The organism is Stenotrophomonas sp. YJH_SMC_69, from assembly GCF_059370495.1.
The window spans coordinates 80819-107603 of the sequence record NZ_JCAFTS010000004.1 but is presented as its reverse complement, the minus strand read 5'-3'; the positions used below and the strand labels follow the sequence as shown (position 1 = coordinate 107603).

The following is a 26785-nucleotide window of genomic DNA, read 5'->3' as shown; positions in this document are numbered from 1 at the left end:
TTCAATGCGGTTCCCACGGATGGAGATTCTCCATGCCCCGCGTTCTCCCGCTCACCGCCCTGCTGCTGGCCGCATTGGCCAGCACATCCGCCACTGCTTCGATCACGGTGGCGCCGCAGAAGCCGTCAATCACCGCCGATGCGATGCACCAGGCCTATGCCACGCGCTGGGATGAGGCCATCCAGCAGTCACGCAGTGGCAACACGCTGGGCGCGCTGATCAGCATGGAACGGCTGATGGAGGATCCCCTGCTGGACGACTTCGATGCCGAGCATCGTGGCCGCGCCTCGCAGGTCGCTGGCTGGACCGCACTGATGCAGAAGAAGCCGGCCCTGGCCCGCCGCTACCTGCAGCGGGCGCAGGAGGCCCTGCCGGAGGATGCACAGATCCTGCTTACCCAGGTGTCGGTGGAACTGTCGGACAACCAGCCGGCCGCAGCCACCACCTTCCTGGTGAAGGCACTGCAGCATGCCGACGCGCCGCTGCCGGTCGATCACCACGCCATCAACTACCTGCAGTACCGCCTGCGTGACCAGCCGATGAAGCGCATGGACCTGCTGCAGGCGCTGTTTGACAACGGCTGGAAAAGTGCCGGCCTGGAACCCACCGGGCTGTGGCTGACGCTGGCCACGCTGCAGGCCGACAATGGCCGTGGCGACGGCATTCCAGCCACGCTGGCCCGCATCGACAGCCCGGCCGAGATCATCCGCCTGCGCAGCGACAAGCGCTTTGACCGTTATGTCGATCGCGGCGATGCGCGTTTCGATCCGGTGCAGGCGGCGCAGCGCCACCTCGATGAACTGCGCGTCTCCGGCCTGCTCGACCGTGCACTGGACGCGCGCATGGCCGAGTTCAGCACCACCCTGCTCATGCTGGACCGCAACGAGGAAGTGCTGTCGTTGACCGAGGGCATGGCCGGTGCCGCGAGCAACGGCGAATCACCTGCCGCCGCCGAAGCGGAATGGGTGGCCTGGCTGCTCAACAGCCGGCTCACCGCACTGCGCCGGCTGGGCCGCACCGATGAGGCACTGGCCACGGCGCAACAGGCCCAACGCATCGGCGCACTCGGCCCGGATGGTGTCGAGCACCAGATGAATGTCGGCTTCGTCTTCAGTTCGCTGGGGCGCATGCAGGACGCTGCGCAGGCAGTGAATGACATGCCGGGCCTCGCCGGCTACGGCAAGGCCGCGCAGGCGCTGCTGCAGTTCGCCGCCGCCCGCGAGCGTGGTGATGCCAAAGCGCGCGAAGCGGCACGCGCGGTGATCCTGGCCCAGCGCGAGGATGCCCGCCTGTTCCATCGCGAAATGCTGCTGGAGGAAGGCAACCTGGACGGTGCCGCCGCCGTGCTGATCGAACAGCTGCGCTCGCCCATCGAACGCGGTGAAACCCTGGCCAGCCTGCAGGACATGCGCACGTATCCGTCATTGCCGGGTGATGTGCGCATCGATGCCGCGTGGCGTGCACTCAAGCAGCGTGCCGACGTGCAGGCCGAGGTCGCCCGCGTCGGCCGCATTGAACGCTACGACCTGGTCAGCAGCTCCACCTCGCGCTGAGCAGCTTTTGTGTAGAGCCGAGCCGATGCTCGGCTGCAATTGGCGCAGCCGAGCATCGGCTCGGCTCTACAACGCCACGTGCAGGCGGCACCGTCCGCTAGCGCGCCGGCACCTCGGTGCGGATGCCCATCGCTTCGCGGTAGCGTGCGTACAGCGCCATCACCTTGTCCACGTAGGCCAGGGTTTCGGCGTAGGGCGGCACGCCCTTGTAGCGGGTGACCGCACCGATGCCCGCGTTGTAGGCGGCCGCCGCCAACGGGCGGTCGCCGTTGTAGCGGCGCAGCAGCGCGCGCATGTAGCGCGCGCCACCCTCGATCGACTGCTGCGGCGAGAACGGATCGCTCACCCCGTATTCCTGCGCGGTTTCGGGCATCAGCTGCATCACGCCCTGTGCGCCCTTGCTGGATACCGCCAGCGCGTCGAAATTGCTTTCGGCGTGGGCGATGGCACGCAGCCAGGCATCATCGACGCCGGTGGCCTTGGACGCGGCCTTGAACTGCCGGGCGTGCTGCGCCAGCTGCGGCTTGCCGACCTTGCCCAGGCCTTCGTGCGCCGGCTCGCCTGGCGGCGTGGCCACGGTGAACTTCAGGAACACCCGCGAGCCGGGCAGGTTGCGCGTGGAGTAGACCAGCGCCCCGTCCTGTTCGCGCTCGTACAGCACGCCGCTGAACACGCCCATGTTGCCCCACAGGTTCGGGGTCTGGACGGCGTTGTCGTCGATCTCCTTCGGCGTGCACCGCGATCCCGGCTCCGGCGCGGTGGCCAGGCTGACGGTGTTGCCCTGCACGCAGCGGTAGACGGTGCGCGCGGCGGCCAGCCCGGGCCACAGGCTGGGCAGCAGCAACAGCGCGAGCAGGACGGGGCGAGGGGACATGGCGGCCGGATGATCCGGCCGTGCCCGCTAATGTTGGGTGAATGGGGGCCGGCAGGGCGGCGTCCTGCACCCGTGGTAGTGCCGGCCGCTGGCCGGCAACCTCCCGCGACCTGCCGGGGTCAGATCCCGTTGCTGAGCAACGGGATCTGACCCCACTTCGGATCACTTCGCGGTCCTCCGACGCACCCAATAGCCCACGCCCAGCAGCACGAACCACGCCGGGCTGGCGATCAGCGCCTGGCGGGTGTCGCCCTGCAGGCTCAGCAGCACCAGCACGGCGGCGAAGAACACCAGGCAGGCCCAGCACATCGCGACGCCGCCGGGCATCTTGAAGATCGATGCAGCATGGCGCTCCGGATAGCGACGGCGATAGGCCATGTAGGCCACCAGGATCAGCGACCAGACGAAGATGAACAGCACCGTCGCCAGTGTCGTCACCAGAGTGAAGGCGGTCACCAGGTTGGGAATCAGGTAGATCAGCAGCGTGCCGCCCAGCAGGCACAGGCACGAGAACAGCAGGCCACGGGCCGGCACTGCGGCGCGCGACAGTTTCGACAGCCCGCGCGGGGCGTGGCCCTCTTCGGCCAGGCCGTACAGCATGCGGCTGGTGGAGAAGATGCCGCTGTTGGCCGAGGACGTGGCCGAAGTCAGCACCACGAAGTTGATCAGGCTGGCGGCGGCGGGAATGCCGGCCAGCACGAACAGCTGCACGAACGGGCTCTTGTCCGGCACCACCTGGCGCCACGGGGTGACCGCCATGATCGCGATCAGCGCCAGCACGTAGAAGATGATGATGCGCACCGGGATCGAGTTGATCGCCTTGGGCAGGTTGCGCTCGGGGTCGGCGGCTTCGGCGGCGGTGGTGCCGACCAGCTCGATGCCGACGAAGGCGAACACCGCAATCTGGAAGCCGGCGAAGAAGCCGACCAGCCCCATCGGGAACATGCCGCCGTCATTCCACAGGTTCGACAGCGACGCGGTGTGGCCGCTGGGTGAGGTGAAGCCCCACGCCACCAGCCCGGCGCCAGTGATGATCAGCGCGCAGATCGCCACGATCTTGATCAGCGCGAACCAGAATTCCATTTCGCCGAACAGCTTCACCGTCACCAGGTTCAATGCCAGCAGCAGCATCACGCAGGCCAGCGCCGGTTTCCAGGCTTCAAGCCCGGGGAACCAGAACTGCGCGTAGGCGGCAATGGCGATCACATCGGCGATGGCGGTGACGATCCAGCAGAACCAGTAGGTCCATCCACAGAAGAACCCGGCCCACGGGCCGAGCAGGTCGGTGGAGAAATCGATGAAGGATTTGTACTGCAGGTTGGACAGCAGCAGTTCGCCCATCGCGCGCATCACGAAGAACAGCATCGCGCCGATGATCAGGTAGACGAAGACGATGGAGGGGCCGGCCAGGCTGATGGTCTTGCCCGATCCCATGAACAGGCCGGTGCCGATGGCACCGCCGATGGCGATCAGTTGCAGGTGGCGGTTGGACAGGCTGCGGCGCAGGTGCTCGGGGGGCGTTGCGGGCTCGGTCATGGGCGCGGGCAAAAGGGGCGGGCGAAGCATTCGACGGTAGTCCTCCGCGGCGCCGAGCGCCAGCGCCAGACGGACCCATTGCGTCAAAGCGGGCCGCTTTCACCACAATGTGACCGAATACCGTATTGATCCCATTCCGCCCGGCCCGGCGCCATGCTCAGATAGCCGCACCTGCCCAAGGACCGGCCCACCATGCGCCCTGCCCCGCCCGCCCCGCTGGAGCCCCGGCCATGAGCCGGCTGCGCGTCATCATCGGCGGCACCGCCCTGGCCCTGCTGGCCGCTGCGCTGCCGATCGCGGTCATGGCCTACGCCACCTGGGACCGCGCGATCAGCGTCGAACAGCAGCGCCTGCGCGACATCGCCGATCGCACCCTGCGCCGCTCCGACCTGTCCTACCAGGAAGCGCTGGCGGCACTGAAATCGGCCGAGGCCGGCGCCTACGTACCCTGCAGCCCCGAACACATCCGGCGCATGCAGACCCTGGTGATGACCACCCCATCGATCGACCAGATGGGCTACTTCGAAGGTGGCAAGCTGCGCTGCACCTCGTGGGGTCCGTTCCTGTCCGATGTGGATCAACCCACGCCGGACCACGTCACCAGCGATGGCGCAGGCATTGCAGTGGATGTGCGCCCGGAAATCAGCGGCCGCCGCCAGGTGCTGGCGGTCCTGTATGGGTCCTACGACGCACTGGTGGACCCGCGCCGCTTCGTCGATGTCATTGCCGACCCGAACGTGCGGCTGGCGCTGGCCAGCCCCGATGGACGCCTGCTGGCCAAACAGCCCGGCCTGGATCCGGACCTGCTGCAGGCACTGCTGCGCGACCCCGGCGAAGGCCTGGATCACGCCACGCTGTTCGCCACCGCGCGCAACGAGGAATGGCTGGCCATCGCCACCACGCCGCGCACCGCGCTGGCCGCCGCCTTCCGCCAGCAGGCATGGCTGTACGTGCCGGTCGGCCTGCTGCTGGCCGCCGCCGGGGCCGGCCTGGTGATCTGGCTGTCGCGGCGCCGCCTGTCGCTGCGCGGTGAGCTGGCCACCGCCATCCGCCGCCGCGAGCTGTACCTGCATTACCAGCCGATCATCGAACTGGACACCGGCATCTGCGTCGGCGCCGAGGCGCTGGTGCGCTGGCAGCGCCCGGATGGCACCCAGGTGCGGCCGGACCTGTTCATTCCGCTGGCCGAAGAGGCCGGCATGATCGCCGACGTCACCGACCTGGTGATCGAGAACGTGGTGCGCGACATGCGCGAGCTGCTGGTGGCCGACCGCAGCGCGCACATCGCGATCAACCTCGCCGCCGAAGACATCAGCAGCGGCCGCGCCCTGAAGATGATTTCCCGGCACATGGCCGGCAGCGGCATCCTGCCGCAGCAGATCTGGATGGAGGCCACCGAACGTGGCTTCCTCGACCTGGACCGCGCGCGCACCATGCTTGCCGCCGCCCGCCGCGCCGGCCACAGCGTGGCGATCGACGATTTCGGCGTCGGCTTCTCCAGCCTGCAGTACCTGCAGCAGCTGCCACTGGATGCGCTGAAGATCGACAAGTCGTTCATCGATGCGATCGGCACCGAAAGCGCCACCAGCCCGGTCACGCCGCACATCATCGACATGGCCAAGGAGCTGGGCCTGTGGGTGGTGGCCGAGGGCGTGGAAACCGAAGCGCAGCTGGCCTACCTGCACAGCCGGCATGTGGAATTCGGCCAGGGCTGGCTGTTCTCGCGGCCGCTGCCGCGTGATGAGTTCGTCGCCTTCCACCACAAGCGGCAGCAGCAGTACGGCGCTGCACGCGAGCACATGCAGAACCCGCGCAGCGTGCCGATCGAGCGTGAAGGGATCGAGTAGGACGGCCAACGGCAGAGCCCCTGGTGGTGGGTCGCGTACAGCTATCCCGGCGTTGGCCGGGACGGTCTCTGACAGGTTCTGGCGGCGGCCCTACCACGGAATCAACAGAAGAAAGCAAACGCGGGTCGCTGCACTCGGTAGATCCACGCCATGCGTGGATGGCGCGGCCCACGGTAGTGCCGGCCGCTGGCCGGCACCGCATCATCGTTGAGCGCCGCCTACGCCCACGCCTTCGGCCGTGCCAGCAACCACGCGACGGTCACCGCCAGCAACAGCAGCGGCAACCATCCCAGCTGGCTCGGGCCGCTGGCCTGCAGCAGCACGCCGCCCGCCACGCCGCCGGCCGCAATGGCCAGGTTCCAGCCGGTCACCAGCATCGACTGCGCCAGGTCCGCAGCGGCGCCGGCGCGTCGTGCCAAGGCGGTCTGGAACAGGGTCGGCACCGCACCGAACGCCACGCCCCACAGGATCGTCGCCAGCAGCAGCGCGCTGGCCACGCCGGGCCATACCAGCAAGGCCAGCACCGGTACGATGAAGCCGATCACCGCCGCCCACACCAGCGCACGCAGGTGGCGATCCACGCCCCAACCAGCAATCCCGATGCCGGCAATCGCCGCCACGCCGAAGGCGAGCAGCAGCCGGTCCAGCCACGGGCCGGCACCCGCCTCCACCGCCAACGGTTCGATGTAGGTGTAGAGCACGTTGTGCGCCAGCACGTACAGCACCATCACCAGCAGCGCGCTGCGCACGCCCGGCATGCGCCAGACCTTGGCCAGCGACGCACGTTGACCGGCACCGGCCGCAGGCAGCGCCGGCAGTGCCCAGCGCGCGTACGCCAGCAGGCCCACGCCCAGCACGCTCATCAGCGCGAACGCCCAGCGCCAGCCGACCTGCTGGCCCAGCAACGTACCGGCCGGCACGCCCAGTGACAGCGCCAACGGCGACCCCACCATCGCCACCGCGATCGCGCGCCCCTGCAGCGACGGCACCACCATGCGTGCGGCATAGCCAGCCACCAGTGACCACAGCAGGCCACCGCTCACGCCGGCCAGGAAACGCGCAGCAAGGATCAGCGCATAGCTGCTGCTCAGCGCCGTCAACGTGTTGACCACCACGAAGCCGGCGATGGCCGCCAGCAACAGCGGACGCCGCGGCAGGCGCTGGGTCAACGCTGTCATCGGCAGTGCCGCCATCACCGAGCCCAGCGCATACACGCTCACCAGCTGGCCCACCGCCGCATCACTCACGCCCAAGCTGTCGCCCATCGGTCGCAGCACGCCGGCCGGCAGGGTCTCGGTCAACAGGGTGATGAAGCCGCCGCCGGCCAGCGCCAGCAGGCCCGCCCACGGCAAGCGTGTGCCCTCACCGGCCGGGCTGGCCGCATCGATGGCGTGGCCGCTCATCGCGCAGCCTCCAGGTCTGCATAGACCGCATCGCGCAGGTCATCGACGAAGGCACCATCCATGCCTTCGTACAGGGTGTTGGTCAGCGCCACCACGCTCAGCCCACGCGCCGGATCAACAAACCAGCTGTGCCCATAAGCACCGCCCCAGCGCCAGGTGCCTTCGCGCTGCGGCGTGCCGCTGGCAGCGGCCTCGCGCAGTACTGCAAAGCCCAGCCCGAAGCCCCAGCCGGCCGGTTCCGGCGGCCCCTGCTCGCCCACCTGCGGGCTGGCCATCTCTGCCGCCAGCGCGGGCGGCAGCAGGCCGGAGCGCTGCACGTCACGCAGCGCCTCCAGCACCGACATCACGTCATCGGCAGTACCCACCAGGCCGGCGCCGGCCGAAGCGAAACGGCTGGCATCGAGGGCACGCGCAAGGCTGTACTCGATGCCCACCGTTCCCTCGAACGGCGCGACCACCTCCCCTTCCTGCAGGCGATGCGGCTGGGGCGTGTCGCTCACATACGGCGTGGCCAGCCGTGCGGCAGCGCGCGTGGCGAACGCGGTATCGCGCAGGCCCAGGGGGGCAGCCAGCAAACGCTTGAACAGCACCTGCAGCGTTTCACCGGTCGCCGCTTCGGCCACTGCACCGGCCACGTCCACGCCCAACGAGTACAGCCATTGGCTGCCCGGTTCGAACAGCAGCGGCGCCTGTGCGATACGGCGCACGTTCTCGGCCAGGGACTCCGGGTTGGCGTCCATGCCATCGCTGACGCCGGCCCGGGCGTACGGTCCGTGCGCATCGGCTTCCAGGAAACGGTAGCCCAGCCCGCTGCTGTGGCTGAGCAGCTGGCGCAGGCTGATCGGCGGCCTGCGGCCATCGGCCAGCGCCGGCCGGAAGTCCGGCAGCCAGCGCTGCACCGGCGCATCGAGGTCGAGCACGCCCTCGGCCACCAGGCGCAGGATCACCGTGCTCAGCAGCGGCTTGCTGACCGATGCCAGCCGGAACAGCTGGTCGCGCTGCATCGGCAGGGCCGACTCGCGATCGGCCTGCCCGGTCGCGCTGGCATGGCGCAGCACGCCGTGCTCGCACACCAGCACCACCGCACCGACCAGGCGCGTCGGGTGGACCTGCTGCAGCAGCCGCTGCACCGAAGGCAGCATCGGTGCAGGTTCGAGGGAAAGAGCGGCATTCATCGCGGTGATCCGTGGGGAGAGGCCCGCCACGTTAGGCAGCACGGCGCGGCGCAAAAAGCCGGTTGCGGCTCCGGGCATCATGGACCGTGCAGTCCGCAATCGGCATCATACCCGGAACTGCAAGGGCGCAAGGGCCAGCCCCCGTCCCGCACCACAGTGTTGCGGTGGCGGCGCCGCCCGCCGTGATCACGCCCCTACCCTGCCGCTTTCATTGCCCCTACGCCGATGTCAGTCCTGGACAACCTCGCCAACCTGCAGACCTTCGTGCACGCCGCCGACACGCGCAGCTTCGTCGAGACCGGGCGCCTGCAGGGCATCTCCGCATCGGCCGCCGGCAAGTGCGTTGCCCGGCTGGAGCACGCACTGGGCGTGCGCCTTTTCCACCGCAGCACGCGCAGCATCACGCTCACCGCCGAGGGCCAGCTGTTCCTGGCGCGCTGCCGGCGCATCCTCGACGAGCGCGATGCCGCGCGCACCGAGCTGGCACAACCGCACGCCACGCCCAGCGGCACGCTGCGCATCAGCCTGCCGCTGGTCGGCGATCTCACCCTGCCGTTGATGGCCGAGTTCATGGCGGCGTATCCGGACATCCGCCTCGACCTGGATTTCAGCGACCGCCTGGTCGATGTCATCGAGGAAGGCTTCGATGCAGTGCTGCGCGTCGGTGAACCCAGCGACTCGCGGATGAACGCACGCCGGCTGGGGGTGTTCCCGCGCCGTGTAATCGCCTCGCCGGGCTACCTGCAGCGTCGCGGGGTTCCGCGCACGCCGGCGGAACTGATGCAGCACACGCTGCTGCACTATCGCTTCCCCAGCACCGGCAAGCTGGAGCCGTGGCCGATCCACTGGCCCGATGACGAAGCACCGCAGGAACTTCCGGTGCACATGGTGGCCAACACCATCGAAGCACGGGTGGCGCTGGCACTGCATGATGTCGGCCTGGCCTTCGTGCCGGTGCACTCGGTGCGCGATGCGCTGGCCGACGGCCGCCTGGTCACCGTGCTGGAGGATCATGTCCACTCCTGCGGCACCTTCCACTTGTTGTGGCCCTCGGGCCGCCACGTGCTGCCGAAGCTGCGGGTGTTCATCGACTTCGTCGGCGCCCGGCTGGGTACCATGCCGTAGATCCACGCCATGCGTGGATGCTTAAGGTCAGCCGAGCATGGCTCGGCTCTACCGCTGCACGCAACCATTCAGCCAGCGCCGCTATACTGCCCCCTCATTCCTCCAAGAGGCTCGCGACCAATGCGCCATTGATGCCGCCGTCTTCCCGTTAGACGGCCTGACTCTTCCCGCCCCTGCGCGCAGGGGAGAACCCGGCATCCATGGAGGTCGCATGACCCCGTATTCCCTCACGCTCGATCGCGTGTCGTATCGACTGGCCGACGGCCGCCCGCTGTTTTCCGATCTGACGTTTTCCTTCGATCCGGTCGCCACCGGCCTGGTCGGTGCCAATGGCGCTGGCAAGAGCGTGCTCGCACGCCTGCTCGCCGGCCGGGTGCAGCCAGAGAACGGGCAGGTACGCGGCAGCGGCCGCGTGTTCCTGTTGCCGACGCCCGGCTATCCACCCGCTGGCACGGTCGGTGAACTGGCCGGCGTTGGCGCTGAACTGGCCGCACTGCAACGCATCGAAGCCGGCAGCGTGGACGAGGCCGACTTCGCCTGCGTCGGCGACCGTTGGGACCTGCGCGAGCGCCTGCAGCAGCAATGGCAGGCGCTACGGCTGCCCGACGACCTCGATCCCGCCCAACCCGCCGCGCGCCTCAGCGGTGGCCAGGCCATGCAGGTGGCGCTGTCCGGCGCCTGGGCCAGCGGCGCTGATTGGCTGATCCTGGACGAACCCAGCAACCACCTCGATGCCCGCCATCGCCAGCAGTTGTACGAACGGTTGCAGCAGTGGCGCGGCGGCCTGCTGGTGATCAGCCATGATCGCGAACTGCTGGCGCACATGCAGCAGATCGTCGAGCTCGACGCGCGCGGGCTGCATCGCTATGGCGGGCCGTGGCAGCACTACGCCGACGCGCGTGCCGCCGAACGCGAAGCGGCCGCGGCACAGCTCGACCACGCCCGCGCCCAGCACCGGCAGCAGCAGCGCAGTGCGCGCGAACAGCACGAACGCCAGCAGCAACGCCAGGCACGTGGCAATCGCGATGCAAAGCAGGCCAACCAGGCGCCGATCCTGCTCGGCCGACAGAAACAACGTGCAGAGGGCAGCCACGGCCGCGCACAGCAGGTACAGGCCGGGCGCCTGCAGGCCAGCGCAGACCAGCTGCGCGCTGCAGCCTCGGCGGTTCACGCCACACCGGAGCTCGCACTGTTTGCCGGCGAGGGGGAACGCGGCAGCGCACGCCTGCTGCAGGCGGAGTCGCTGGTGCTCCCGCATGGCTGCCGCGCGCCGTTGCAGCTGGACATCCGCCGCGGCCAGCGCATCGCCGTGGTTGGTGACAACGGCAGTGGCAAGTCCACGCTGTTGCGCGTGTTGGCCGGCCAGTTGCCTGCACGCAGTGGCAACGTACAACGGCATGCACCACTGGCGCTGCTCGACCAGCAGCTGCTGGGGCTCTCCGGCGAGCGCAGCATTCTCGACACCGTGCAGGCTGCCAACCCGGCGGCCGATACCGGTGAACTGCGCACACGGCTGGCCCTGCTCGGGCTGGACGCGCAGCGCATCCAGCGTGCAGCCCATCACCTCAGCGATGGCGAACGGGTGAAAGGCGCGCTGGCCAGCGTGCTGTATGCCGACCCCGCACCGCAGCTGTTGCTGCTGGACGAGCCCGGCAACGCACTGGACCTGAGCGCGTTGCAGGCACTTGAAGAACTGCTGGTGGCATGGCCGGGAGCGCTGGTGATGGTCAGCCACGACCGGCACCTGCTGCAGGCATTGCGACCGACGCAGGTGTTGCAGGTGAGCACCGGGGGTTGGCAGTGGCGTGACGCCTTGTAGATCCACGCCATGCCTGGATCTACTGCAGCAGCCGAGCATGGGCTCGGCTCTACAGGATTGGCCGCGACGGATCACATTGTAGAGTCGAGCCATGCTCGACTCCGCCATGCATCCATCCACGCATGGCATATCGACCAGGGGTAGTGCCGGCCGCTGGCCGGCAACCCATCGATCCTCAGTGCACCGTCACCGCTTCCACACCGGGAACGCCTGCGGCAACTGATGCCACAGCAGCGGGCCCGCACGCAGCTCCTGGTCGTTGAGCAGGCAGGCATCCAGTTCCGCACGTACCGCACGCTCATCCATGTGCACGCCGATCACCACCAGCTCCTGGCGGCGATCCCCCCACAACGGGTGCCACAGGCGTTGCATCGCCGAGTGCGCGGCCGCATCCGGGAAGTCTTCCGGCCCCGGCAACGGTGCGCTCCAGCAATCGGCCTGCTGCCGCGCCCAGCCCAGGTCGCTGTACGGCAGCGGCGTGGGCGGCAGCAACGGCGGCGTGTCCTCCAGCCCAGCACGCACGCGATCGCGTGCGGCGTACCAGAATCCCGCCGCCTGCGTCCGCGTCGCGGCACCTACGGTGTTCAGCTCGCCCACCCAGTCCATGCGGTTGGCCAGCCAGAACCAGCCCTTGCTGCGGATCACGCCCGGCATGCCCGACTGCAACGCGCGGGCGAAACGCGCGGGATGGAACGGTCGCCGCGAGCGGTAGACGAAACTGGCGATGCCGTACTCCTCGGTTTCCGGCGTGTGCTCGCCACGCAGCTCCTTTACCCAGCCCGGCGCACGTTGCGCACGCTCGAAGTCGAAGCGACCGGTGTCCAGCAGCTCGGCCAGCGGCACGTCACCGAAGCTGGACAGCAGCAGTTTCGCGTCGCGGTTCAGGCCACGCAGCACGGCCAGCGTGTCCTGCAGCACTTCGTCATCGGTCTGATCGACCTTGCTGACCACGATCACGTCGGCGAACTCGACCTGTTCGCACAGCAGGTCGACCACGCCGCGATCGTCATCCGGCCCAGCCTGCTGGCCACGCTCGGCCAGGCGCAGCGTCGAGCCGAAGTCGGCGAGGAACGCGCTGCCATCCACCACCGTCACCATCGTGTCCAGGCGCGCGATGTCACTCAGGCTGAAGCCCTGCTCGTCGCGTACCGCGAAGGTGGCCGCCACCGGCATCGGCTCACCGATGCCCGTCGACTCGATCAGCAGATAGTCATAGCGCCCCGCATCGGCCAGGCGCCGCACTTCCTGCAGCAGGTCATCGCGCAGCGTGCAGCAGATGCAGCCATTGCTGAACTCCACCAGCGTCTCTTCGGTGCGGCGCAGTTCGGCGCCGCCCTCGCGTACCAGCTGCGCATCGATGTTGACCTCGCTCATGTCGTTGACGATGACCGCCACACGCAGGCCCTCGCGGTTGCGCAGGATCTGGTTGAGCAGGGTGGTCTTGCCGGCCCCGAGGAAGCCGGACAGCACGGTGACCGGAAGGCGACGGTCGGCGCGGGAAACAGTGTTCATGTCGGAGCGGGTTGGCTGCGGAACGGAAATGTTACTGTATAACAATTACTGCGCAAGGAACCTCCCCCCATGAAGTCGCCTTCTGCCGCCCTGCTTGATGCCGGCGCGGTCGCCCTGTCCAGCCTGTGCCTGCTGCACTGCCTGGCGCTGCCCCTGCTTGCCGCCGCGCTGCCGCTGTTCGGCACGTGGGCCGAAGCGGAATGGGTGCATCTGCTGTTCGTGGCCATCGCCTTGCCGCTGACCGGCTACGCGCTGTGGCGGGCAGAACGCCGTCACCCGCTGCCCGTGCTGGCCTGGGCCACCGCCGGCGCCGGGCTCGGCCTGCTGCTGGCCGGCGCGTTGGCGCTGCCCTCGCACGACTGGGAAACACCGATGACGGTCACCGGCAGCCTGCTGCTGGCCGCCACGCATATCTGGAACGCGCGACACCGCCACGGGTAGTGCCGGCCGCTGGCCGGCAACCTCATGAACGGGGAAGACAACCTGCAGTCGCCGGCCAGCGGCCGGCACTACCTGGTCATTTGCCGTAGCGGCGCAGCAGCTCGACCAGCACCTGGGCCTCGGCCGCCCGCTGCTGCGGGTCTTCGGCGCCCACCACGTGTTCCTGCAGGTGCTCGTGCAGCAGCTCCATCAGCAGGCTGTGGGCGGCACCGCGCACGGCGGCAACCTGCACCAGCACGTCCCCACAGTCGCCGGCCTCACCCTCCGGCCTGTCCAGCGCCTGCTCCAACGCCGCCACCTGTCCGCCGATGCGGCGCACCCGGGTCAGCAACTGCTTTCGATGCTTGTGTACATGAGCCATGCCGGAATCATATACCCTATGGGGGTATCCACTCCACCGCTGGCCCCCATGCACCTGGACGCCCTTGCCGCCGCCCGTCGCCACGAACACCGCTTCGACGACGGCAACCCGCTGGCCGAACGCAATACCCGCCGCGCCCTGTGGCTCACCGTCAGCATGATGGTCGTGGAGATCGTCGGCGGCTGGTGGTTCAACTCCATGGCCGTGCTCGCCGACGGCTGGCACATGAGTTCGCATGCGCTGGCGCTCGGGCTCTCGGTGTTTGCGTACCGCTGCGCACGCCGCTACGCGCACGACCCGCGCTTCGCCTTCGGCACCTGGAAGATCGAGATCCTGGCCGGCTATACCAGCGCCATCGCCCTGCTCGGCGTGGCCGCGCTGATGGCCGTGCAGTCGCTGGAGCGGCTGTGGGTACCAGCACCGATCCACTACAACGAAGCCATCGCCATCGCGGCGGTCGGGCTGGGCGTGAACCTGCTGTGTGCCTGGTGGCTGCACGACAGCCCGGGCCACGCGCATCATCACCATGGCCATGACCACGGGCATGGCCACGAACACCACGACCACGGCCATGCGCACGGTCACGACCTCAACCTGCGCTCGGCCTACGTGCACGTGCTGGCCGACGCCGCCACCTCGGTGCTGGCCATCGTCGCCCTGCTCGGCGGCAAGCTGCTCGGCCTCACCTGGCTGGACCCGGTGATGGGCCTGGTCGGCGCCGTACTGGTCACGGTGTGGGCGGTCGGCCTGCTGCGCGACAGCGGCCGCATCCTGCTCGACGCGCAGATGGACGCGCCGGTGGTGGCCGAAGTACGCGAGGTGATCGAACAGGGCCCGTGGCCGGCACGCCTGGCCGACCTGCACGTCTGGCAGGTGGGTCGCGGCAAGTACGCGGTCAGCGCCAGCGTGGTCACCAGTGACGCCACGCTGGATGCCGATACCGTGCGCAACGCGCTGGCCATCCACGAAGAACTGGTGCATGTAACGGTGGAGATCCACCGCAGCGAGTGATGCACGCCAGGTAGTGCCGGCCGCTGGCCGGCAACCCCATGAACACCGCACGCCACCTGCAGTTGCCGGCCAGCGGCCGGCACTACCGCTAGAGCTTCAGCATCATCCGCAGCAGGTACATCAGCAGCGGCAGCGCGCTCAGCACCGCACCGCTGATGCCGATCCATGGCCAGCGCTCGCCACGCACGCGCGCGGCCACTGCCAGGCCGCCGCCCACCAAGGCCGCGCCCAGCACGCCCACGCCCAGCCCAGCGGCCATGCCATTGCCACCGGCAGCGACTGCCGCCTGCGCCGCCACGGTGCCTGCCCCCCACCCCACAGCAATCCCCAGCCAACTGGCCACGCCGCACCACGGTGCCTTGCCCTGCGCCATCCGAAAACCCCTGTGTCCTTGCCGAATTTCTGTACGGGCCACGCCCGCGTGCTGCCTACACTAGCCGCACCTGCCCTGTAGGGACATCCCATGCGCACGCTCCGCCTGCTGCTGCCCGGTGCCCTCCTGCTGCTCACTGCCTGCGGCGACGATGCGCGGCTTCCCTTCTCCGCCGACCCATTGCAGGGCTGCTTCGCCACCGGCGCGCGCAAGCCCGCCGACTTCCGCATCGACAAGGAAGGCGGCCAGTACTTCGTTTCCTTCAGCCGTGGCGAGCAGTGGCAGCGCGAACCGAACGCCCTGCACAAGGCCACGTCCAGCGAGATCAGCCGCTACTTTCGCGACGACGCCGACCAGATCGACAGTGCCCTGATCCGCATGTCCGGCGGCTTCGGCATCTTCCACTTCAACAAGGGCGCGACGCTGAAGGGCAAGGCCAGCGACAGCGACTACATGGCGCTGATGCTGATCGGGGCTGGGCCGGTGTATGCGGTGAAGTGCGATTGAACTGTAGAGCCGAGCCCACGCTCGGCTACGTTTGCAGTAGATCCACGCCATGCGTGGATGCAGGCATGGTGGAGCCATGGGAAGACTCGGCTCTACAACAGCTGCGGTACCATGCCCTCTCCCGAACCGCCCCGGTACCCGACGTGCCCCATTACACCGGCCCCCTGCTGACCCGCGACAGCGCCGACACCCTGCGCCGTGCCCATGACAAGGGCGCCGCCGACTGGCAGGGCTCGCTCGACCTCGGCCGCAGCCAGGACAGCGTGGCGCTGGATGCGGACGGCTTCCACTTCCGGGGCCAGCCCTACCCCTGGCCGGGCAAGCTGAAGGACCGCACGCTGTACTACTGGGATGGCGAGGACTTCGCGCCGATCTCGCGCTACAGCGGCTCGCTGATCAAGCTGGTGCCGACCGAATGGGGCGCACCGACCTTCGAGATCGACGGCATCAAGATGCTGCCGACCTCGAAGCTGTCGCCGTTCGAGGATGCACGCCGCAAGGTGGAGCTGGTCGCCCCGGCCGGCAAGGTCATCCTCGATACCTGCGGTGGCCTCGGCTACTTCGCTGCCTGTGCGCTGGAAGCCGGTGTCGGCCAGATCCGCTCGTTCGAGAAGAACGCCGATGTGATGTGGCTGCGCACGCTCAACCCGTGGTCGCCGGATCCGGACTCGGCTGCCGCCGGTGGCCGCCTGCAGTTCAGCCACGGTGACGTCTCGCAGCAGATCGAACAGGTGGCCAGCAACAGTGTCGACGCAATCCTGCACGACCCCCCGCGCTTCGGCATCGCCGGCGAGCTGTACTCACAGGTGTTCTACGACCACCTCGCCCGCGTGATCCGCAAGGGCGGCCGCCTGTTCCACTACACCGGTGCGCCGAACAAGCTGACCAGCGGCCGCGACGTGCCGCGTGAAGTGGCCAAGCGCCTGGAAAAGGCTGGTTTCAAGGCCGAACTGGCGCTGGACGGCGTGCTGGCCGTCAAGCGCTGAGCCTTACTCCGAATCGACCTTGGCCAGCTTCATCACCCACGCCGGCACCTCGGGCTCGCCGGCGTAGAAATCCTTCGGCTTGTTCTCCGCCATCGCCCAGCGGTGCAGCCAGCTCGGGCCATAGCGGCCGTTGTAGCCCTCGGCACCCCGCGCATAGGCCGGGTCACGCATCGCCTCGTCCAGCGAAATGAAGCGATAGCCGCGGCGCTTCGTGGCCGCCACCAGTTCGGCGAAGGTGGCCGCGTTGAGCTCATTGGCGTGCATCAGCCACACCTGCGGCAGCGCGTACCCCAGCAGCGCCTGCGACTGTTTCTCGTAATAGTCCAGCTTGTTCAGCATGTACGGCACGTAGCCCTTGCGCAGCTGCGCCAGCGTCGCCGCTCGCGCGGGCGAGTCCGCCTGCTCGTTCATCACGTTGGCATAGGCGAACGCCCACACCCACTCACCGTTGTCCACCGTCACCGGTGCCACGCGGTAGCCATGCTGCTTGAAGAACGCATCCATCTGCACCCGCTCATCCGCGGTGCGCCCGGCACGCAGGTAAGGGTGGCGCATCCACTGCGGCGCCTGCCCCTTCTCGGCCAGCAGCGGCCGCAGCACCGTCTCGCCGCGCAGGAAATCCTGCTGGAACGCCGCCACGCCCCTCGCATTCAGATCCATGTGCGAATAGGTATGATTGCCCAGCACATAGCCGGCATCGCGCCAGTCGCGCAGCATCTGCACCCGCGCCGGCTGCACCTGTCCATCCACCTCAAGCTTGTTCTCGTTGACGAAGCCGACCACCGGCACGCCTGCCTGACGCAGCTGGGCCATTAACGCCTCATGCCGTTCCTGCAGATCCGGCGGCACGATCTGGTCAAGCCGTGCCCATGGCAGGTCATCGATGGTCACCGCGATACGGCGGTCCACCTCGGCGGCATGCACCGCCAGCGAACACAGCAACAACGGCAACGCACGCAGCAACAACGGCAACGCACGCAGCAACAAGCGCATCGGGTCTTCCCTGGAGTGGCGAGGCGTCGACTGTAGCGCGATTGCCGCGCGCCGCCGAGCGTGCTCAGCCCGCCCGGGCCCGCGCGATCGCATGCCACAGGGCAACGCCGCCGGCCATCGCGGCCAACAACAGCACCGTCAACACCAGCGCCAGATCATCCGGATTACGCAGCAGTGGCGCGTTCACCCGCGTCAGGATGTGGAACACCACGCGCTGCGCCTGCTCCAGCGGTACATCGCCCTCCGACACCAGCTCCACCAGGCACGCCGTGGGTGACAGCCGCGCCACATTACTCCACGCATCCTCGTACAGGTGCAGTACCCATCCGGCCAAAGCCAGTGCGCCACCGTGCAGCACCATAAGCGCCACGTTCGCCGTGCGCAGCCGATCGCGCAGCCACAGCGCACGGCTTGCGCATACCGCCATGGCCCCCAGCAAGGCCAGCACCAGGCCTACCCATGGAATCCAGCCCAGGGGTTGCCAGTCATCCAGTGCGCCCGCACGCGCCATCACCTGTTCGGCAACCTGCAATCGCGCCTGCGCGTCCGGCCCCCCACAGGCCACCGTCACCGGCTCCAGCAACAGCTCCACGCGGTAATGGAAGAAGCCGGCAGCCAGCACCACAGACAGCAGCGCGACCCACTGGAGCATCAACAGGATCGGCCCCTGCCCACAGATGCGGCGGATTCGGGAAGTGGCGGCGCTCATCGGTTCATCCATGACAGCAAAGAGCCATCCTAACCAAGCGCTTCGCACGTGTCGGCTGGCGGATGCGACACGCACCGCGCAGCGCCGTTACGATGACGAGGTTGATTGAATCCGTGTGTGCCAAGCAGGATGTTCCCGATGGTGATGCTGTATCTGGTGGTCCGAACGCTGCTGCCACTGCTGGCGTTCGTGCTCGCATGGTGGCTGCTCTCGCGCCTGATCAATGCGCGCGTCGCCCGGATGCCACGCGTCCCGTTGAACCTGCCGGAGCGCAGCAGCAGCCCACGCAGGAAGGATCGACGCATTTACGCGCGGAAGCTGCGGCGCAAGCCGGGCCTGCGTACGGCAACCCGCGCCGCCACCGCACCCCGCAGCTGGCACGTCGCTGCGGCCATCCTCTCGCTGATGGCGCTGATCGCCACCGTGCTGGTCATCCCCGATGGCGCACGCTTCCAGGTGATGGTGGGCAATCTCATCGGTTATGCAGGAACCGTCGTCGAGGCGCAGGTTCCCGTGGCCGCACAGCCCGTCGTGCTGCTGGCATGGCAACCCGCGCTCGCACAGCTGGGGCGGCCCACGGCGATGCGCTACCCGATCGGTCGCACCGGCGGTGAGCATGAAGCCCATGCGGTCGTGCCCGTGCAGATCCGGCAGCAGGGCGAACGCCTGCAGGTGGCCATCGCGCTGCCGGTAGACAGCGAAGTGCTGCGTGCGGAACTGGCACGGCTGGCCGGGTTGCCAATCGAGGCCATTGACGTACAGCAACGCGAGGTTGCGCCGTGGAGGGAGGCGGACTGGCAGCCACTGCCCGGCCCTTAGCGCCGAGCCCATGCTCCGCTGCCCTTTGCCCCTTCTCCGGCTGGCACGCGCCCCGCGCGCCAGCCGAGCATCGGCTCGGCGCTACACCAGGCCCACAGCCAGCCTTTGAATCACGACCCACGCGGCAGCTTCGCCGCCCACATGTTGTCGACCAGGTTGGGATAGCGCCGCCCGTTCTCCTCGGCACGTTGCCGTGCCGCCGCCTTCTGCGCATCCGATAGCGGTTGCGACGTCTGCCCCTTGGGGTTGGGCTTCTTCCACGGGGGTGTTCTGGTCTGGCGCATGGCCGCAGCTTAGCGCTTCAGGAAGTTCAGCAGGGCCAGATTGAAGCGGTCGGCGTGGCTGGTGTTGCAGCCATGTGGCGCGCCTTCCAGGATCACCACCTCGCTGCCTTTGATGGCCTTGTGGGTACGCTGGCCGGAGCCCTCGAACGGCACGATGGCATCGCTGTCACCGTGCAGGATCAGCGTCGGCACCGTGATCTTCTTCAGGTCATCCCGGAAATCAGTGGTGGCAAACGCGTGCATGCAGCCCAGTGCCGCCGTCTGGTCGGATTGATGGCACAGCGCGATCGCCGCCTGGCGCGTCTCTTCGGTCACCATCAGCTGGCCATTGGCGCTGAAGAAGTCGCGGGTGAAGCCATCGAAGAAGGCTTCGCGGTCCTTCTCCAATCCGCTGCGCATTTCATCGGCCTTGTCCTGGGTCAGCGGCCCCTCCGGGTTGTCGTCACTGCGCAGCAGGAACGGCGGCACCGCCGCAGCGAACACCACACTGTGCAGGCGATCCTGGCCGTGGTTGGCCACGTAGCGCGCCACCTCGCCACCGCCCATCGAGAAACCGACCAGGGTGACATCGCGCAGGTCACGTTCCTCGATCACCCCCGCCAGGTCCGCCGCGAGGGTGTCGTAGTCATAGCCCTCGGCGGGTTTGTCGGAGCGGCCGAAACCGCGCCGGTCGTAGCTGATCACGCGGTGCTGGGCATCGCGCAGGATCGATACCTGCGGTTTCCAGGCATCGGCGGACAGCGGCCAGCCGTGGATCAGGATCACCGGGCGGCCGTCGCCACCGGTATCTTCAACGTGCAGGCGGATGCGGGAAGCAGGCATGGGCGCTCCTGTGGAAGGGGAGGAGTGCAGGCTAGCGGCCGCGTCCTGTGGCAGCCGTGAGGGAATCACGCCCGCCCGTGACATCGCCTGCACATGCCGCAACGCGAAGCCGCACCGGCATTCGCGGCCTTCGCACCCCGCCTTCCCGGTTTCGTCGCAGCGCCGTACCGCCGTGGTCACCGGCATGTCAGCCTGCGCAGACCATCCCCGGGAGTCTTGCCATGCTGCTGCTCACCCTGCCCTTGCTGGCCGCCGGCCTCGCCGCCGCACCGTCGCCCGTCGATGACCTGCGCGAACAGATCCGCCAGGCCGACAGCCAGTTGTTCGCCGTCGCCTTCGAGGCCTGCGACGCCGACAAGGCCGCCGCGATGACCACCGAAGACATGGAGTTCTTCCATGACAAGGACGGCAAGTCGGCCAGCAACCGCGAGGATTTCCGCCTCAGCGTGGCCAACCTGTGCGACAACGCGCGCAAGGACGGCTGGCGCCTGCGGCGCGAGCTGGTGGACTCCTCGCTGCAGGTATTCCCGCTGCACGACGAGCGGGCGCTGGAAATCGGCGACCACCGCTTCCACGAGCGCGGCAAGGACGGCGTAGAGCACTGGGTCGGCCAGGCCCGTTTCATCCAGGTCTGGCGCCGCGTGGACGGGCACTGGCTGGCCGAACGGGTGATCAGCTATGACCACCGGCCGGCGGACTGACCTTTCCGGCGCCCTTCACCGGCCGGATCTATACTGGCGGGGTTGACCCCGACCCACCGCTACCGTTCGATCGCCATGGCAGAGATCACCCCCAACCACCCCGACTACGGCCTCAACCAGCAGATCCGTCAGGGCGTGGCCGCACTGGACGCCCAGCATGGGCGTCCGTTCGACCAGACCAGCGAGCGCCTGACCGCCAGCCTGACCGTGCTCGCCCGCGAGCAGGGCCTGCAGCAGGTCGACCACGTGCTGGTCAGCAACGCCACGGCCCAGCACCCGGCCGGGCACAACGTCTTCGTGGTGCAGGGCGACCCGGCCAATCCGGCGCACCTGCGCGCGATGATGCCGACGGCCGTGGCGGTACAGACGCCGGTGGAGCAGTCGATGCAGAAGTTGGGGTTGGCCCCGCAGCAGCCGGCTGTGGGGTTAGTGCCCGAACAGCAGATCCGTGAGCAGGAGCAGCAGCAGAACCCGGCACACCGTCTGGGCTGAGCCGCCTCCAGCGTTGTTGGCGGAGCGGCGCAAGTCTCTGATCATTTTCCCGACAGAGGGTCCGCGTGGACCCGCAGCTGTGCCGGGTAATGCTGGAGCAAGAGGGTGGGCTGCACCGTGCGCACATCGAGGCGGTAGCGGGCATCGGTTTCCATCGGCAGGGTGACGATGCTCAACCTGTATCGGCTGGCGTCCATCGATACCTGATGCGCGTAGCGCCAGTCTGCCGACTCATGCCATTCGGGTAGCGGCTGACCCAGACTGCGCGCCCTTGCCTGATGGACATCAGACGTTGCAACGTCCTGCCAGGCACCTGCGACCCAGCGCTGCAGGGACAGCTGGAAGGGAACATGAACATTGTCCATGTCAGGCCCACTGTCAGGCCCGGGGCCATGTCGCTGCACCTCAAGATCCAGCACGTAGGGTCGACCCGGATAGAAACTGCGGGGATTCGTCTCGAACTCGAACCGCACCGTCTGGCCTGGCTCGGCAAGGTTGATCGGCTTGACCAGATCCAGCGGCTCCGGTGCATCCGGTATGCGGCTGCAGGCGCCGAGTGCACCCACCAGCGTGAAGATCAGGCCGGCGCGCAGCCAGCGGTGGATACCCAGCATGATGAAGACCCTTTGGCGTCCTGCCATGAAGTACCTATCCTGGCGAGCGACCAGTGGCGCCGCAACCAGGCGATTGATTACTTTCCGGCGGGACGGGCGGCATGGATCCGCAAACGGGCCGAGTAATCCTGCAGTGCCTCGGTCCTCTGCACCGTGCGCACGTCCACGCGGTAGCGGGAGTCAATTTCCACTGGCAGAGCAACCAGGCTCAGCGTGTACTGGTCATCACTGCCCATGTGCGGCGACGTATACCGCCATTCGCCGGATGCATGCCATTCCGGAAGCTGCTCACCGGCATTGAGCACCCCGGCTTGATGGCTGTCGTAGGTGGGAACATCCTTCCAGGCATCAGCACGCCATTGCTGCAGGATCACCTCGAACGGGATCCGCATTGTGCCCACGTCAGGCTCGTCGGGCTTTCGCGTCTCTTGGCGCTGCAACTCCAGCTCCAGCGCATACGTGCGACCCGGGTGGAAGTTGCGGGCATTCGTCTCGAACTCGAACCGCACCGCTTGGCCAGACTGGGTCACGTTGATCGGCTTGACCAGATCCAGCGGCTCCGGTGCATCCGGTATGCGGCTGCAGGCGCCGAGTGCACCCACCAGCGTGAAGACCAGGCCGACGCGCAGCCAGCGGCGGATAGCCAGCATGATTCAGATCCTTTGGCTCCCTGCCATGGGCTTCAACCCTAGCGGGCAGCCTCTTGCACTGCAACCGGGCAAAGAAGAAGGCAGAGCCTGCGCCCTGCCTTCCTCATGCGACGCGCGACGGCGCGGGGCCTTGCGTCAGCGCCTTACAGCTGGATGCGCGCCACGCTCTCGTCAGCGCCCTTGTCATCCTTCTCGCCGTTCTTGATGCTCACGAACAGCACGTTGTTCTTCGCATCCAGCGCCAGGCTGTTCGGGTGGGTCGGCACCTTGTAGGTCGCCACCTTCTGGTAGCTGTCACTGTTGTACGCGGTAACCGTACCGGCTTCGCGGTTGGTCACGTACAGGCGCTTGCGCGGTGCATCCAGCAGGATGCCCAGCGGGCCGGCATCGGTCGGGATGCTGGCCAGTTCCCTGCCGGTACTGCGGTCCAGCACCAGCACGCGCTGGCCCGGATGCTTGCTGACCAGGCCGCTGCTCTTGGCCTGGTAGCCACGCAGGAATTCCGAGCCCTGGTCGGTCACGAACAGGCGCTTGCCGGCCGGGTCCAGCGCGATGTTCATCGGCTGCTCGGCAGCGATCCTGTGCTGCGCCACCACCTTGTTCGAATCGGTGCCCACCACCACCAGCTCGGCCAACAGGTTGCTGGTGTAGACGCGCTTGTTGGCCGCATCCAGCGCCAGACCCGGTGCCTTGGCATTGCCCAGGCCATCGATGGTGTTGATCACCCTCAGCGTGGTGGTATCGATCACGAACAGCACGCTGCTCACGTCGGGCTGGCTGCTGTGGCCGGTCAAGTACAGGCGGTTGGCGGCGCTGTCGACCACCAGCTCGCGCAGGTCGTGGGTGTAGGCGGCCTTGCCGTCCTTGCCGGTCTTCTTCTCCATCAACTGGATGGTGCCGACGGCCTTGTTCTGCGCGGTGTCGACCACGGTCACCGACAGGTCCACGGTGTTGCCCACGTACAGGCGGTTGTGGGCGTCATCCAGCACCACACCGAACGCCTTGCGCTCCAGCGGGATGCGGGTTTCCACGGCCAGCGTGGCCGGATTCAGGCGCAGCACCTGGGCCGGGCCGGCGTCATCGCCGAAACCGCCGGAGGAGGCCACGAACACGGCGTTCTGTTTCGGGCTGTAGGCCAGCTCGTACAGGCCCTTGGCCACGGCCTGGCGCTGCACGGCGGCGGTGGCGCTGGCGGCGGGCGCATTGTCGGCGAATGCAGAAGGCGCGCCGAGGCTGAGCGAAACGGCAACGGCCAGGGCGGCCGAGCGGAAGAGAGGAGTACGGAACATGCGAGCGTCCTTGAATGGGCACGGGAAGGTGTCCTGGCTCGCTGGGCCGTACTGCGACGGCCCGACCTGCATCTGTCTGCGCGGGTGGGCTGGCTGGGGTTGCGGGGGAATGGTAGCAGGTGGGGGGGCGTGGCGTGCGCCGGCGCGGGCATGGCAGACGTTCGACCTTGGCGCTACCCGCCGGCTATGCCATCCGTGGGCCGTGGCTCTGTTGCAGTTGCTGCTCTTCCTGCAGGTGCTGCACATCGCGCTGCGGCGGGTTCTGCTGCATCTGCGCCACCCGTTCGAACGAGGCCTCCACTGGTGCCTGCGCTGCCAGCTCCGCAGGCATGCTGGCGCGCTGGTGTGCCGGGTCACCGCGGTCCCCCTGCACGATGAACAGCTTCGGCGCGGTATCACCGCGCTGCTCGCCCAGCACCACTTCGTCCACGCGCGAGAACTGCTGCTCCTTCGACAGCGCGAGCAGGCTGGCACTGACATTGCCGTTGCGTGCACCGAAAGCGCCGAGGTCGGCCACCTGCTGGTGGATCTGGTTGAGGCGGGCATGATCCTCGTGCGCCGGGTCTGCGGGCGTGCCGCTTGCCGCGAGGGTGCTGTTGCCGCGCCACTGCTCGCCGTTCTCGGTGAACATCCACTCGCGGAAGGTCTGCTTCGGCATCGGGTTCCACTGCACCCTGTCCAGCTCGCTGCCCTTCACCTGCTGCGGAATGGCGTTGACGGCGCGGATGTTGTCCAGGACCCTGGTGGCGCCTTCGTAGTTGGTGATCTCCCCGGCCAGCCCAACCGGGCGCAGGCCTGCGTGGTTCAGGGCACCCCAGGCGAAATCGGTGCAGGCGTTGGAGAAGAAGTCGTAGTTCATGTCGAAGCCGTGCTTCTTCGGATCGGCCGAGAATTCGAGGATGCGATCATACTGCGCCTTGCTGATCTCGATCGTGCGCTCGAAGCGGGGCTTGTCGTAGACCGACACGTCCATGTCATCGACTTTGCCCCTGTTCGGCTCGTCCTTGGTGCCTGCGTGGGTGAAACCAATGCTCTCCGGCAAGGCTTCACCCGAACGGCGCAGCGACAGGAACATGTGCCCCGCGAACGAAGGCTCCAGCAGAAACCTGTTTCCCTCGGCATCACGGCCGTAGCGCGGCGTGCCGGGGGCCGCCAGATGGATGGTTACGCTGTAGCGTTCGGCATCGTCCTTGTGCATGTCTACTTTCCTAGTGATTGGTAGCCAACGATCAGTTCTGCTTTCAGGCCGTCCAGCTGGGGTCGATCCTCCACAAGGTCGACCCGCAGAACGTAGCGCCCGGGTGCAATGCCTCCGACCTGCGCCAGCTGCAGCGTGCGATAGAGCACGTCTTCAGAGTACAACCCGGCCTCGGCCAAGCTGTTGATGTCCACACTCCCCGTCGTCAGGTCTGTGACCACGCCATCATCCCCGATCTTCTGCGAGTCGCGTCCATCGCGGGTACGCTGCCAGAGCTGTACATGACGAGCCGCGCTGCCATCAATCCGCTCCAGGCGTAGCCGCGCTGGCAAACGTCCGAGAGTGATCTTCTCCGAAGCATCCAGCAGCCGTCGCGCGTCGGTATCCTGCAGCCGCAACCCAATGTTCAGGATCGGAATGGCCGGCTTCTGGGCCGCCGGCAAATCAAACGTGACCTCGGCAATCCGACCGGCCTTCTGCAACTGCACGGCCCGCGTGAACGGCACAACTGTGCGGGCCTCGGCCTGTGCGCGCGTCAGCAGGGGCGGCGCAACCTCAGGCGCTGGTGACGCACGGCATGCCACCAGCGCGCCCAGCACCGCCAGTACCACCAACCCCCGCCGCAGCGGCCGCGTCATTGCTCCTTTAACCTCAGCGAATCGGCCACATCGGTCTTGGCCGCCACTTCGGTGGCGATGCTGGCGCGGCGGTGCCCTGGGTCGTTGCGGTCGCCCTGCACGATGAAGATGCTCTCGGCGGCGTGGCTGTTCTGGGTCGGTTGGCTGAGCAGCACGTGGTCCACGCGCGAGAGGTTGTTCTGCTTGGCCAGCACCAGCAGGCTGGCGCTGATGCGCTGGCTGGCGGCATCGAACGGGCGGCCGTGCGCGGCGTCCAGTTCGGCCACTTTCTGGATCAGCTGCGAGAACAGGCGATGGTCTGGGTGCGAAGGGTCCAGCAGCGTGCCGGCCACTTCAATCGGCGTCGGCGGCGGCTCATCGCTGGCGCGGTCGCCCTGGCGATGATGCTCGGCCTCGCGCTCGGGCATCGCATGATGGGTCTCGGCATTCAGATCACTGCCCGGGAACGGCGCGGCAATGCACTGGATCTCTGGCAGGTTGAACAGCACCGCGAACTCGCCCAGGTTGCTGCCCCCATCCAGCGGCACCGGCAGCGGATGCAGGCCGGCGTAGTGCAGGGCAGCCCAGACGAAATCGCTGCAACGGTTGATGGTGGCCGGGCGATCCACATCGAATTCGAACTCGGCCGGCTCCTCGGCGAAATCACGCAGGCAGCCGTAGTGCTCCTCGGTGATTTCCAAGGTGCGGCTGTAGTACGGGTCCAGATGCTCGTCGGCATCGTCGTGGCGCACCTGCGCGTACTGCACGCCGGTGCGGGTTTCGCCAGGCGCCTGGCGCGGCGGCGCGAAGCCGTAACTGTGGGCCTCGTCGCCCGCGGCCACCTGCAGGTACATATGGCCGCGCGGCGAGACGCCTCCACTCTTCAGCGGGGTGCCGGGGGCGGCCAGATAAAGGGTTGCGGTGTAGCGTGTTGCCTGCTCCATGCCTGCTCAGCCTTGTTGGGTACTGCGGTCCTGGGCGGATGATGGCATAGGTGGGATGGGGGGCAGGTGGAGGGATAGAAAGCGTTGATCACGACTTGCTGAATATGTGAGCCAGCGTCCAGTACTGGAT

28 protein-coding genes are annotated in these 26785 nt (G+C 67.8%); 11 read left to right on the top strand and 17 right to left on the bottom strand.

Annotated features, from left to right (window positions below):
* Window positions 1-32: 32 nt before the first annotated feature.
* The gene (locus AC5P8F_RS08420) at window positions 33-1553 is read left to right on the top strand and encodes a hypothetical protein (protein WP_197621859.1); all 1521 of its coding nucleotides are present in this window, start codon (window positions 33-35) and stop codon (window positions 1551-1553) included.
* A gap of 97 nt (window positions 1554-1650) precedes the next feature.
* On the opposite strand, the gene AC5P8F_RS08415 is transcribed toward AC5P8F_RS08420, so the two are convergent.
* Window positions 1651-2427 (bottom strand): lytic transglycosylase domain-containing protein, encoded by a 777-nt coding sequence (locus AC5P8F_RS08415; RefSeq protein ID WP_329768433.1) that lies wholly within the window; start codon window positions 2425-2427, stop codon window positions 1651-1653.
* 162 nt (window positions 2428-2589) lie between these two features.
* Window positions 2590-3963 carry a D-serine/D-alanine/glycine transporter gene (gene cycA / locus AC5P8F_RS08410; RefSeq protein WP_142235382.1) on the bottom strand — a complete coding sequence of 458 codons (1374 nt, stop codon included), beginning with the start codon at window positions 3961-3963 and terminating at the stop codon, window positions 2590-2592.
* Between the two features lie 230 nt (window positions 3964-4193).
* Between cycA and AC5P8F_RS08405 the strand changes: the two genes are divergently transcribed.
* Window positions 4194-5810, top strand: a complete 1617-nt coding sequence (locus tag AC5P8F_RS08405; RefSeq protein WP_075076829.1) for an EAL domain-containing protein — start codon at window positions 4194-4196, stop codon at window positions 5808-5810.
* 218 nt (window positions 5811-6028) lie between these two features.
* Here the strand turns inward: AC5P8F_RS08405 and AC5P8F_RS08400 are convergent, their stop codons facing one another.
* Both AC5P8F_RS08400 and AC5P8F_RS08395 read right to left on the bottom strand, forming a co-directional pair.
* Window positions 6029-7213: an MFS transporter gene (locus AC5P8F_RS08400; protein ID WP_495227909.1), complete on the bottom strand. Its 1185-nt coding sequence runs from the start codon at window positions 7211-7213 to the stop codon at window positions 6029-6031.
* Window positions 7210-8388: a serine hydrolase domain-containing protein gene (locus tag AC5P8F_RS08395; protein WP_495227908.1), complete on the bottom strand. Its 1179-nt coding sequence runs from the start codon at window positions 8386-8388 to the stop codon at window positions 7210-7212. Before AC5P8F_RS08395 ends, AC5P8F_RS08400 begins: the two co-directional genes overlap by 4 nt.
* Window positions 8389-8613: 225 nt before the next feature.
* Between AC5P8F_RS08395 and AC5P8F_RS08390 the strand changes: the two genes are divergently transcribed.
* Together AC5P8F_RS08390 and AC5P8F_RS08385 are read left to right on the top strand one after the other, a co-directional pair.
* Window positions 8614-9513 (top strand): LysR family transcriptional regulator, encoded by a 900-nt coding sequence (locus tag AC5P8F_RS08390; RefSeq protein WP_495227905.1) that lies wholly within the window; start codon window positions 8614-8616, stop codon window positions 9511-9513.
* A 211-nt stretch (window positions 9514-9724) separates the two neighbouring features.
* Window positions 9725-11332, top strand: a complete 1608-nt coding sequence (locus AC5P8F_RS08385) for an ATP-binding cassette domain-containing protein (RefSeq protein ID WP_329768430.1) — start codon at window positions 9725-9727, stop codon at window positions 11330-11332.
* A 186-nt stretch (window positions 11333-11518) separates the two neighbouring features.
* Here the strand turns inward: AC5P8F_RS08385 and AC5P8F_RS08380 are convergent, their stop codons facing one another.
* Window positions 11519-12844: a GTP-binding protein gene (locus AC5P8F_RS08380; protein ID WP_014645761.1), complete on the bottom strand. Its 1326-nt coding sequence runs from the start codon at window positions 12842-12844 to the stop codon at window positions 11519-11521.
* Between the two features lie 69 nt (window positions 12845-12913).
* Between AC5P8F_RS08380 and AC5P8F_RS08375 the strand changes: the two genes are divergently transcribed.
* Entirely contained in the window at window positions 12914-13285 is a 372-nt protein-coding gene (locus tag AC5P8F_RS08375) for a MerC domain-containing protein (protein ID WP_014645760.1), read from the top strand.
* 76 nt (window positions 13286-13361) lie between these two features.
* Here the strand turns inward: AC5P8F_RS08375 and AC5P8F_RS08370 are convergent, their stop codons facing one another.
* Window positions 13362-13646 (bottom strand): metal-sensing transcriptional repressor, encoded by a 285-nt coding sequence (locus tag AC5P8F_RS08370; protein ID WP_495227903.1) that lies wholly within the window; start codon window positions 13644-13646, stop codon window positions 13362-13364.
* A gap of 48 nt (window positions 13647-13694) precedes the next feature.
* Here AC5P8F_RS08370 and dmeF point away from each other — a divergent pair, with 48 nt between their 5' ends.
* Window positions 13695-14657: a CDF family Co(II)/Ni(II) efflux transporter DmeF gene (dmeF, locus tag AC5P8F_RS08365; RefSeq protein ID WP_046428557.1), complete on the top strand. Its 963-nt coding sequence runs from the start codon at window positions 13695-13697 to the stop codon at window positions 14655-14657.
* Window positions 14658-14745: 88 nt separating this feature from the next.
* On the opposite strand, the gene AC5P8F_RS08360 is transcribed toward dmeF, so the two are convergent.
* Complete coding sequence (locus tag AC5P8F_RS08360) at window positions 14746-15030, bottom strand: hypothetical protein (RefSeq protein ID WP_032961769.1); 285 nt, start codon at window positions 15028-15030, stop codon at window positions 14746-14748.
* A gap of 90 nt (window positions 15031-15120) precedes the next feature.
* On the opposite strand from AC5P8F_RS08360, the gene AC5P8F_RS08355 reads away from it, so the two are divergent.
* Together AC5P8F_RS08355 and AC5P8F_RS08350 are read left to right on the top strand one after the other, a co-directional pair.
* Window positions 15121-15537 (top strand): hypothetical protein, encoded by a 417-nt coding sequence (locus AC5P8F_RS08355; RefSeq protein WP_014645757.1) that lies wholly within the window; start codon window positions 15121-15123, stop codon window positions 15535-15537.
* 143 nt (window positions 15538-15680) lie between these two features.
* Entirely contained in the window at window positions 15681-16523 is an 843-nt protein-coding gene (locus AC5P8F_RS08350; RefSeq protein ID WP_126411667.1) for a class I SAM-dependent methyltransferase, read from the top strand.
* A 3-nt stretch (window positions 16524-16526) separates the two neighbouring features.
* Here the strand turns inward: AC5P8F_RS08350 and AC5P8F_RS08345 are convergent, their stop codons facing one another.
* Together AC5P8F_RS08345 and AC5P8F_RS08340 are read right to left on the bottom strand one after the other, a co-directional pair.
* Window positions 16527-17495 carry a polysaccharide deacetylase family protein gene (locus tag AC5P8F_RS08345; RefSeq protein WP_329768443.1) on the bottom strand — a complete coding sequence of 323 codons (969 nt, stop codon included), beginning with the start codon at window positions 17493-17495 and terminating at the stop codon, window positions 16527-16529.
* An 85-nt stretch (window positions 17496-17580) separates the two neighbouring features.
* Window positions 17581-18225 carry a hypothetical protein gene (locus AC5P8F_RS08340; RefSeq protein WP_080342709.1) on the bottom strand — a complete coding sequence of 215 codons (645 nt, stop codon included), beginning with the start codon at window positions 18223-18225 and terminating at the stop codon, window positions 17581-17583.
* A 138-nt stretch (window positions 18226-18363) separates the two neighbouring features.
* On the opposite strand from AC5P8F_RS08340, the gene AC5P8F_RS08335 reads away from it, so the two are divergent.
* The gene (locus AC5P8F_RS08335) at window positions 18364-19044 is read left to right on the top strand and encodes a hypothetical protein (RefSeq protein ID WP_329768427.1); all 681 of its coding nucleotides are present in this window, start codon (window positions 18364-18366) and stop codon (window positions 19042-19044) included.
* Between the two features lie 110 nt (window positions 19045-19154).
* Here AC5P8F_RS08335 and AC5P8F_RS08330 read toward each other — a convergent pair whose 3' ends face one another.
* Together AC5P8F_RS08330 and AC5P8F_RS08325 are read right to left on the bottom strand one after the other, a co-directional pair.
* Window positions 19155-19328: a hypothetical protein gene (locus AC5P8F_RS08330; RefSeq protein WP_005415066.1), complete on the bottom strand. Its 174-nt coding sequence runs from the start codon at window positions 19326-19328 to the stop codon at window positions 19155-19157.
* 9 nt (window positions 19329-19337) lie between these two features.
* Window positions 19338-20150: an alpha/beta fold hydrolase gene (locus tag AC5P8F_RS08325; protein WP_329768426.1), complete on the bottom strand. Its 813-nt coding sequence runs from the start codon at window positions 20148-20150 to the stop codon at window positions 19338-19340.
* A gap of 221 nt (window positions 20151-20371) precedes the next feature.
* On the opposite strand from AC5P8F_RS08325, the gene AC5P8F_RS08320 reads away from it, so the two are divergent.
* Both AC5P8F_RS08320 and AC5P8F_RS08315 read left to right on the top strand, forming a co-directional pair.
* On the top strand, window positions 20372-20851 hold the full coding sequence (locus AC5P8F_RS08320) for a nuclear transport factor 2 family protein (protein ID WP_495227900.1): 480 nt from the start codon (window positions 20372-20374) through the stop codon (window positions 20849-20851).
* Between the two features lie 75 nt (window positions 20852-20926).
* Window positions 20927-21343 carry an XVIPCD domain-containing protein gene (locus tag AC5P8F_RS08315; protein WP_197602856.1) on the top strand — a complete coding sequence of 139 codons (417 nt, stop codon included), beginning with the start codon at window positions 20927-20929 and terminating at the stop codon, window positions 21341-21343.
* Window positions 21344-21384: 41 nt separating this feature from the next.
* Here the strand turns inward: AC5P8F_RS08315 and AC5P8F_RS08310 are convergent, their stop codons facing one another.
* From AC5P8F_RS08310 to AC5P8F_RS08285, 6 genes are all read right to left on the bottom strand, one after another.
* Complete coding sequence (locus AC5P8F_RS08310; RefSeq protein WP_049441469.1) at window positions 21385-21957, bottom strand: hypothetical protein; 573 nt, start codon at window positions 21955-21957, stop codon at window positions 21385-21387.
* A gap of 77 nt (window positions 21958-22034) precedes the next feature.
* Complete coding sequence (locus AC5P8F_RS08305; RefSeq protein ID WP_049441449.1) at window positions 22035-22607, bottom strand: hypothetical protein; 573 nt, start codon at window positions 22605-22607, stop codon at window positions 22035-22037.
* A gap of 143 nt (window positions 22608-22750) precedes the next feature.
* A complete protein-coding gene (locus tag AC5P8F_RS08300; protein ID WP_329768425.1) occupies window positions 22751-23896 on the bottom strand; it encodes a YncE family protein in 1146 nt (381 codons plus the stop codon).
* 184 nt (window positions 23897-24080) lie between these two features.
* Window positions 24081-25094: an XVIPCD domain-containing protein gene (locus AC5P8F_RS08295; protein ID WP_495227896.1), complete on the bottom strand. Its 1014-nt coding sequence runs from the start codon at window positions 25092-25094 to the stop codon at window positions 24081-24083.
* Window positions 25095-25096: 2 nt separating this feature from the next.
* Window positions 25097-25732 (bottom strand): hypothetical protein, encoded by a 636-nt coding sequence (locus AC5P8F_RS08290; protein ID WP_495227894.1) that lies wholly within the window; start codon window positions 25730-25732, stop codon window positions 25097-25099.
* The gene (locus tag AC5P8F_RS08285) at window positions 25729-26655 is read right to left on the bottom strand and encodes an XVIPCD domain-containing protein (protein ID WP_262094017.1); all 927 of its coding nucleotides are present in this window, start codon (window positions 26653-26655) and stop codon (window positions 25729-25731) included. The genes AC5P8F_RS08290 and AC5P8F_RS08285 overlap by 4 nt, the downstream gene beginning before the upstream one ends.
* Window positions 26656-26785 lie beyond the last annotated feature (130 nt).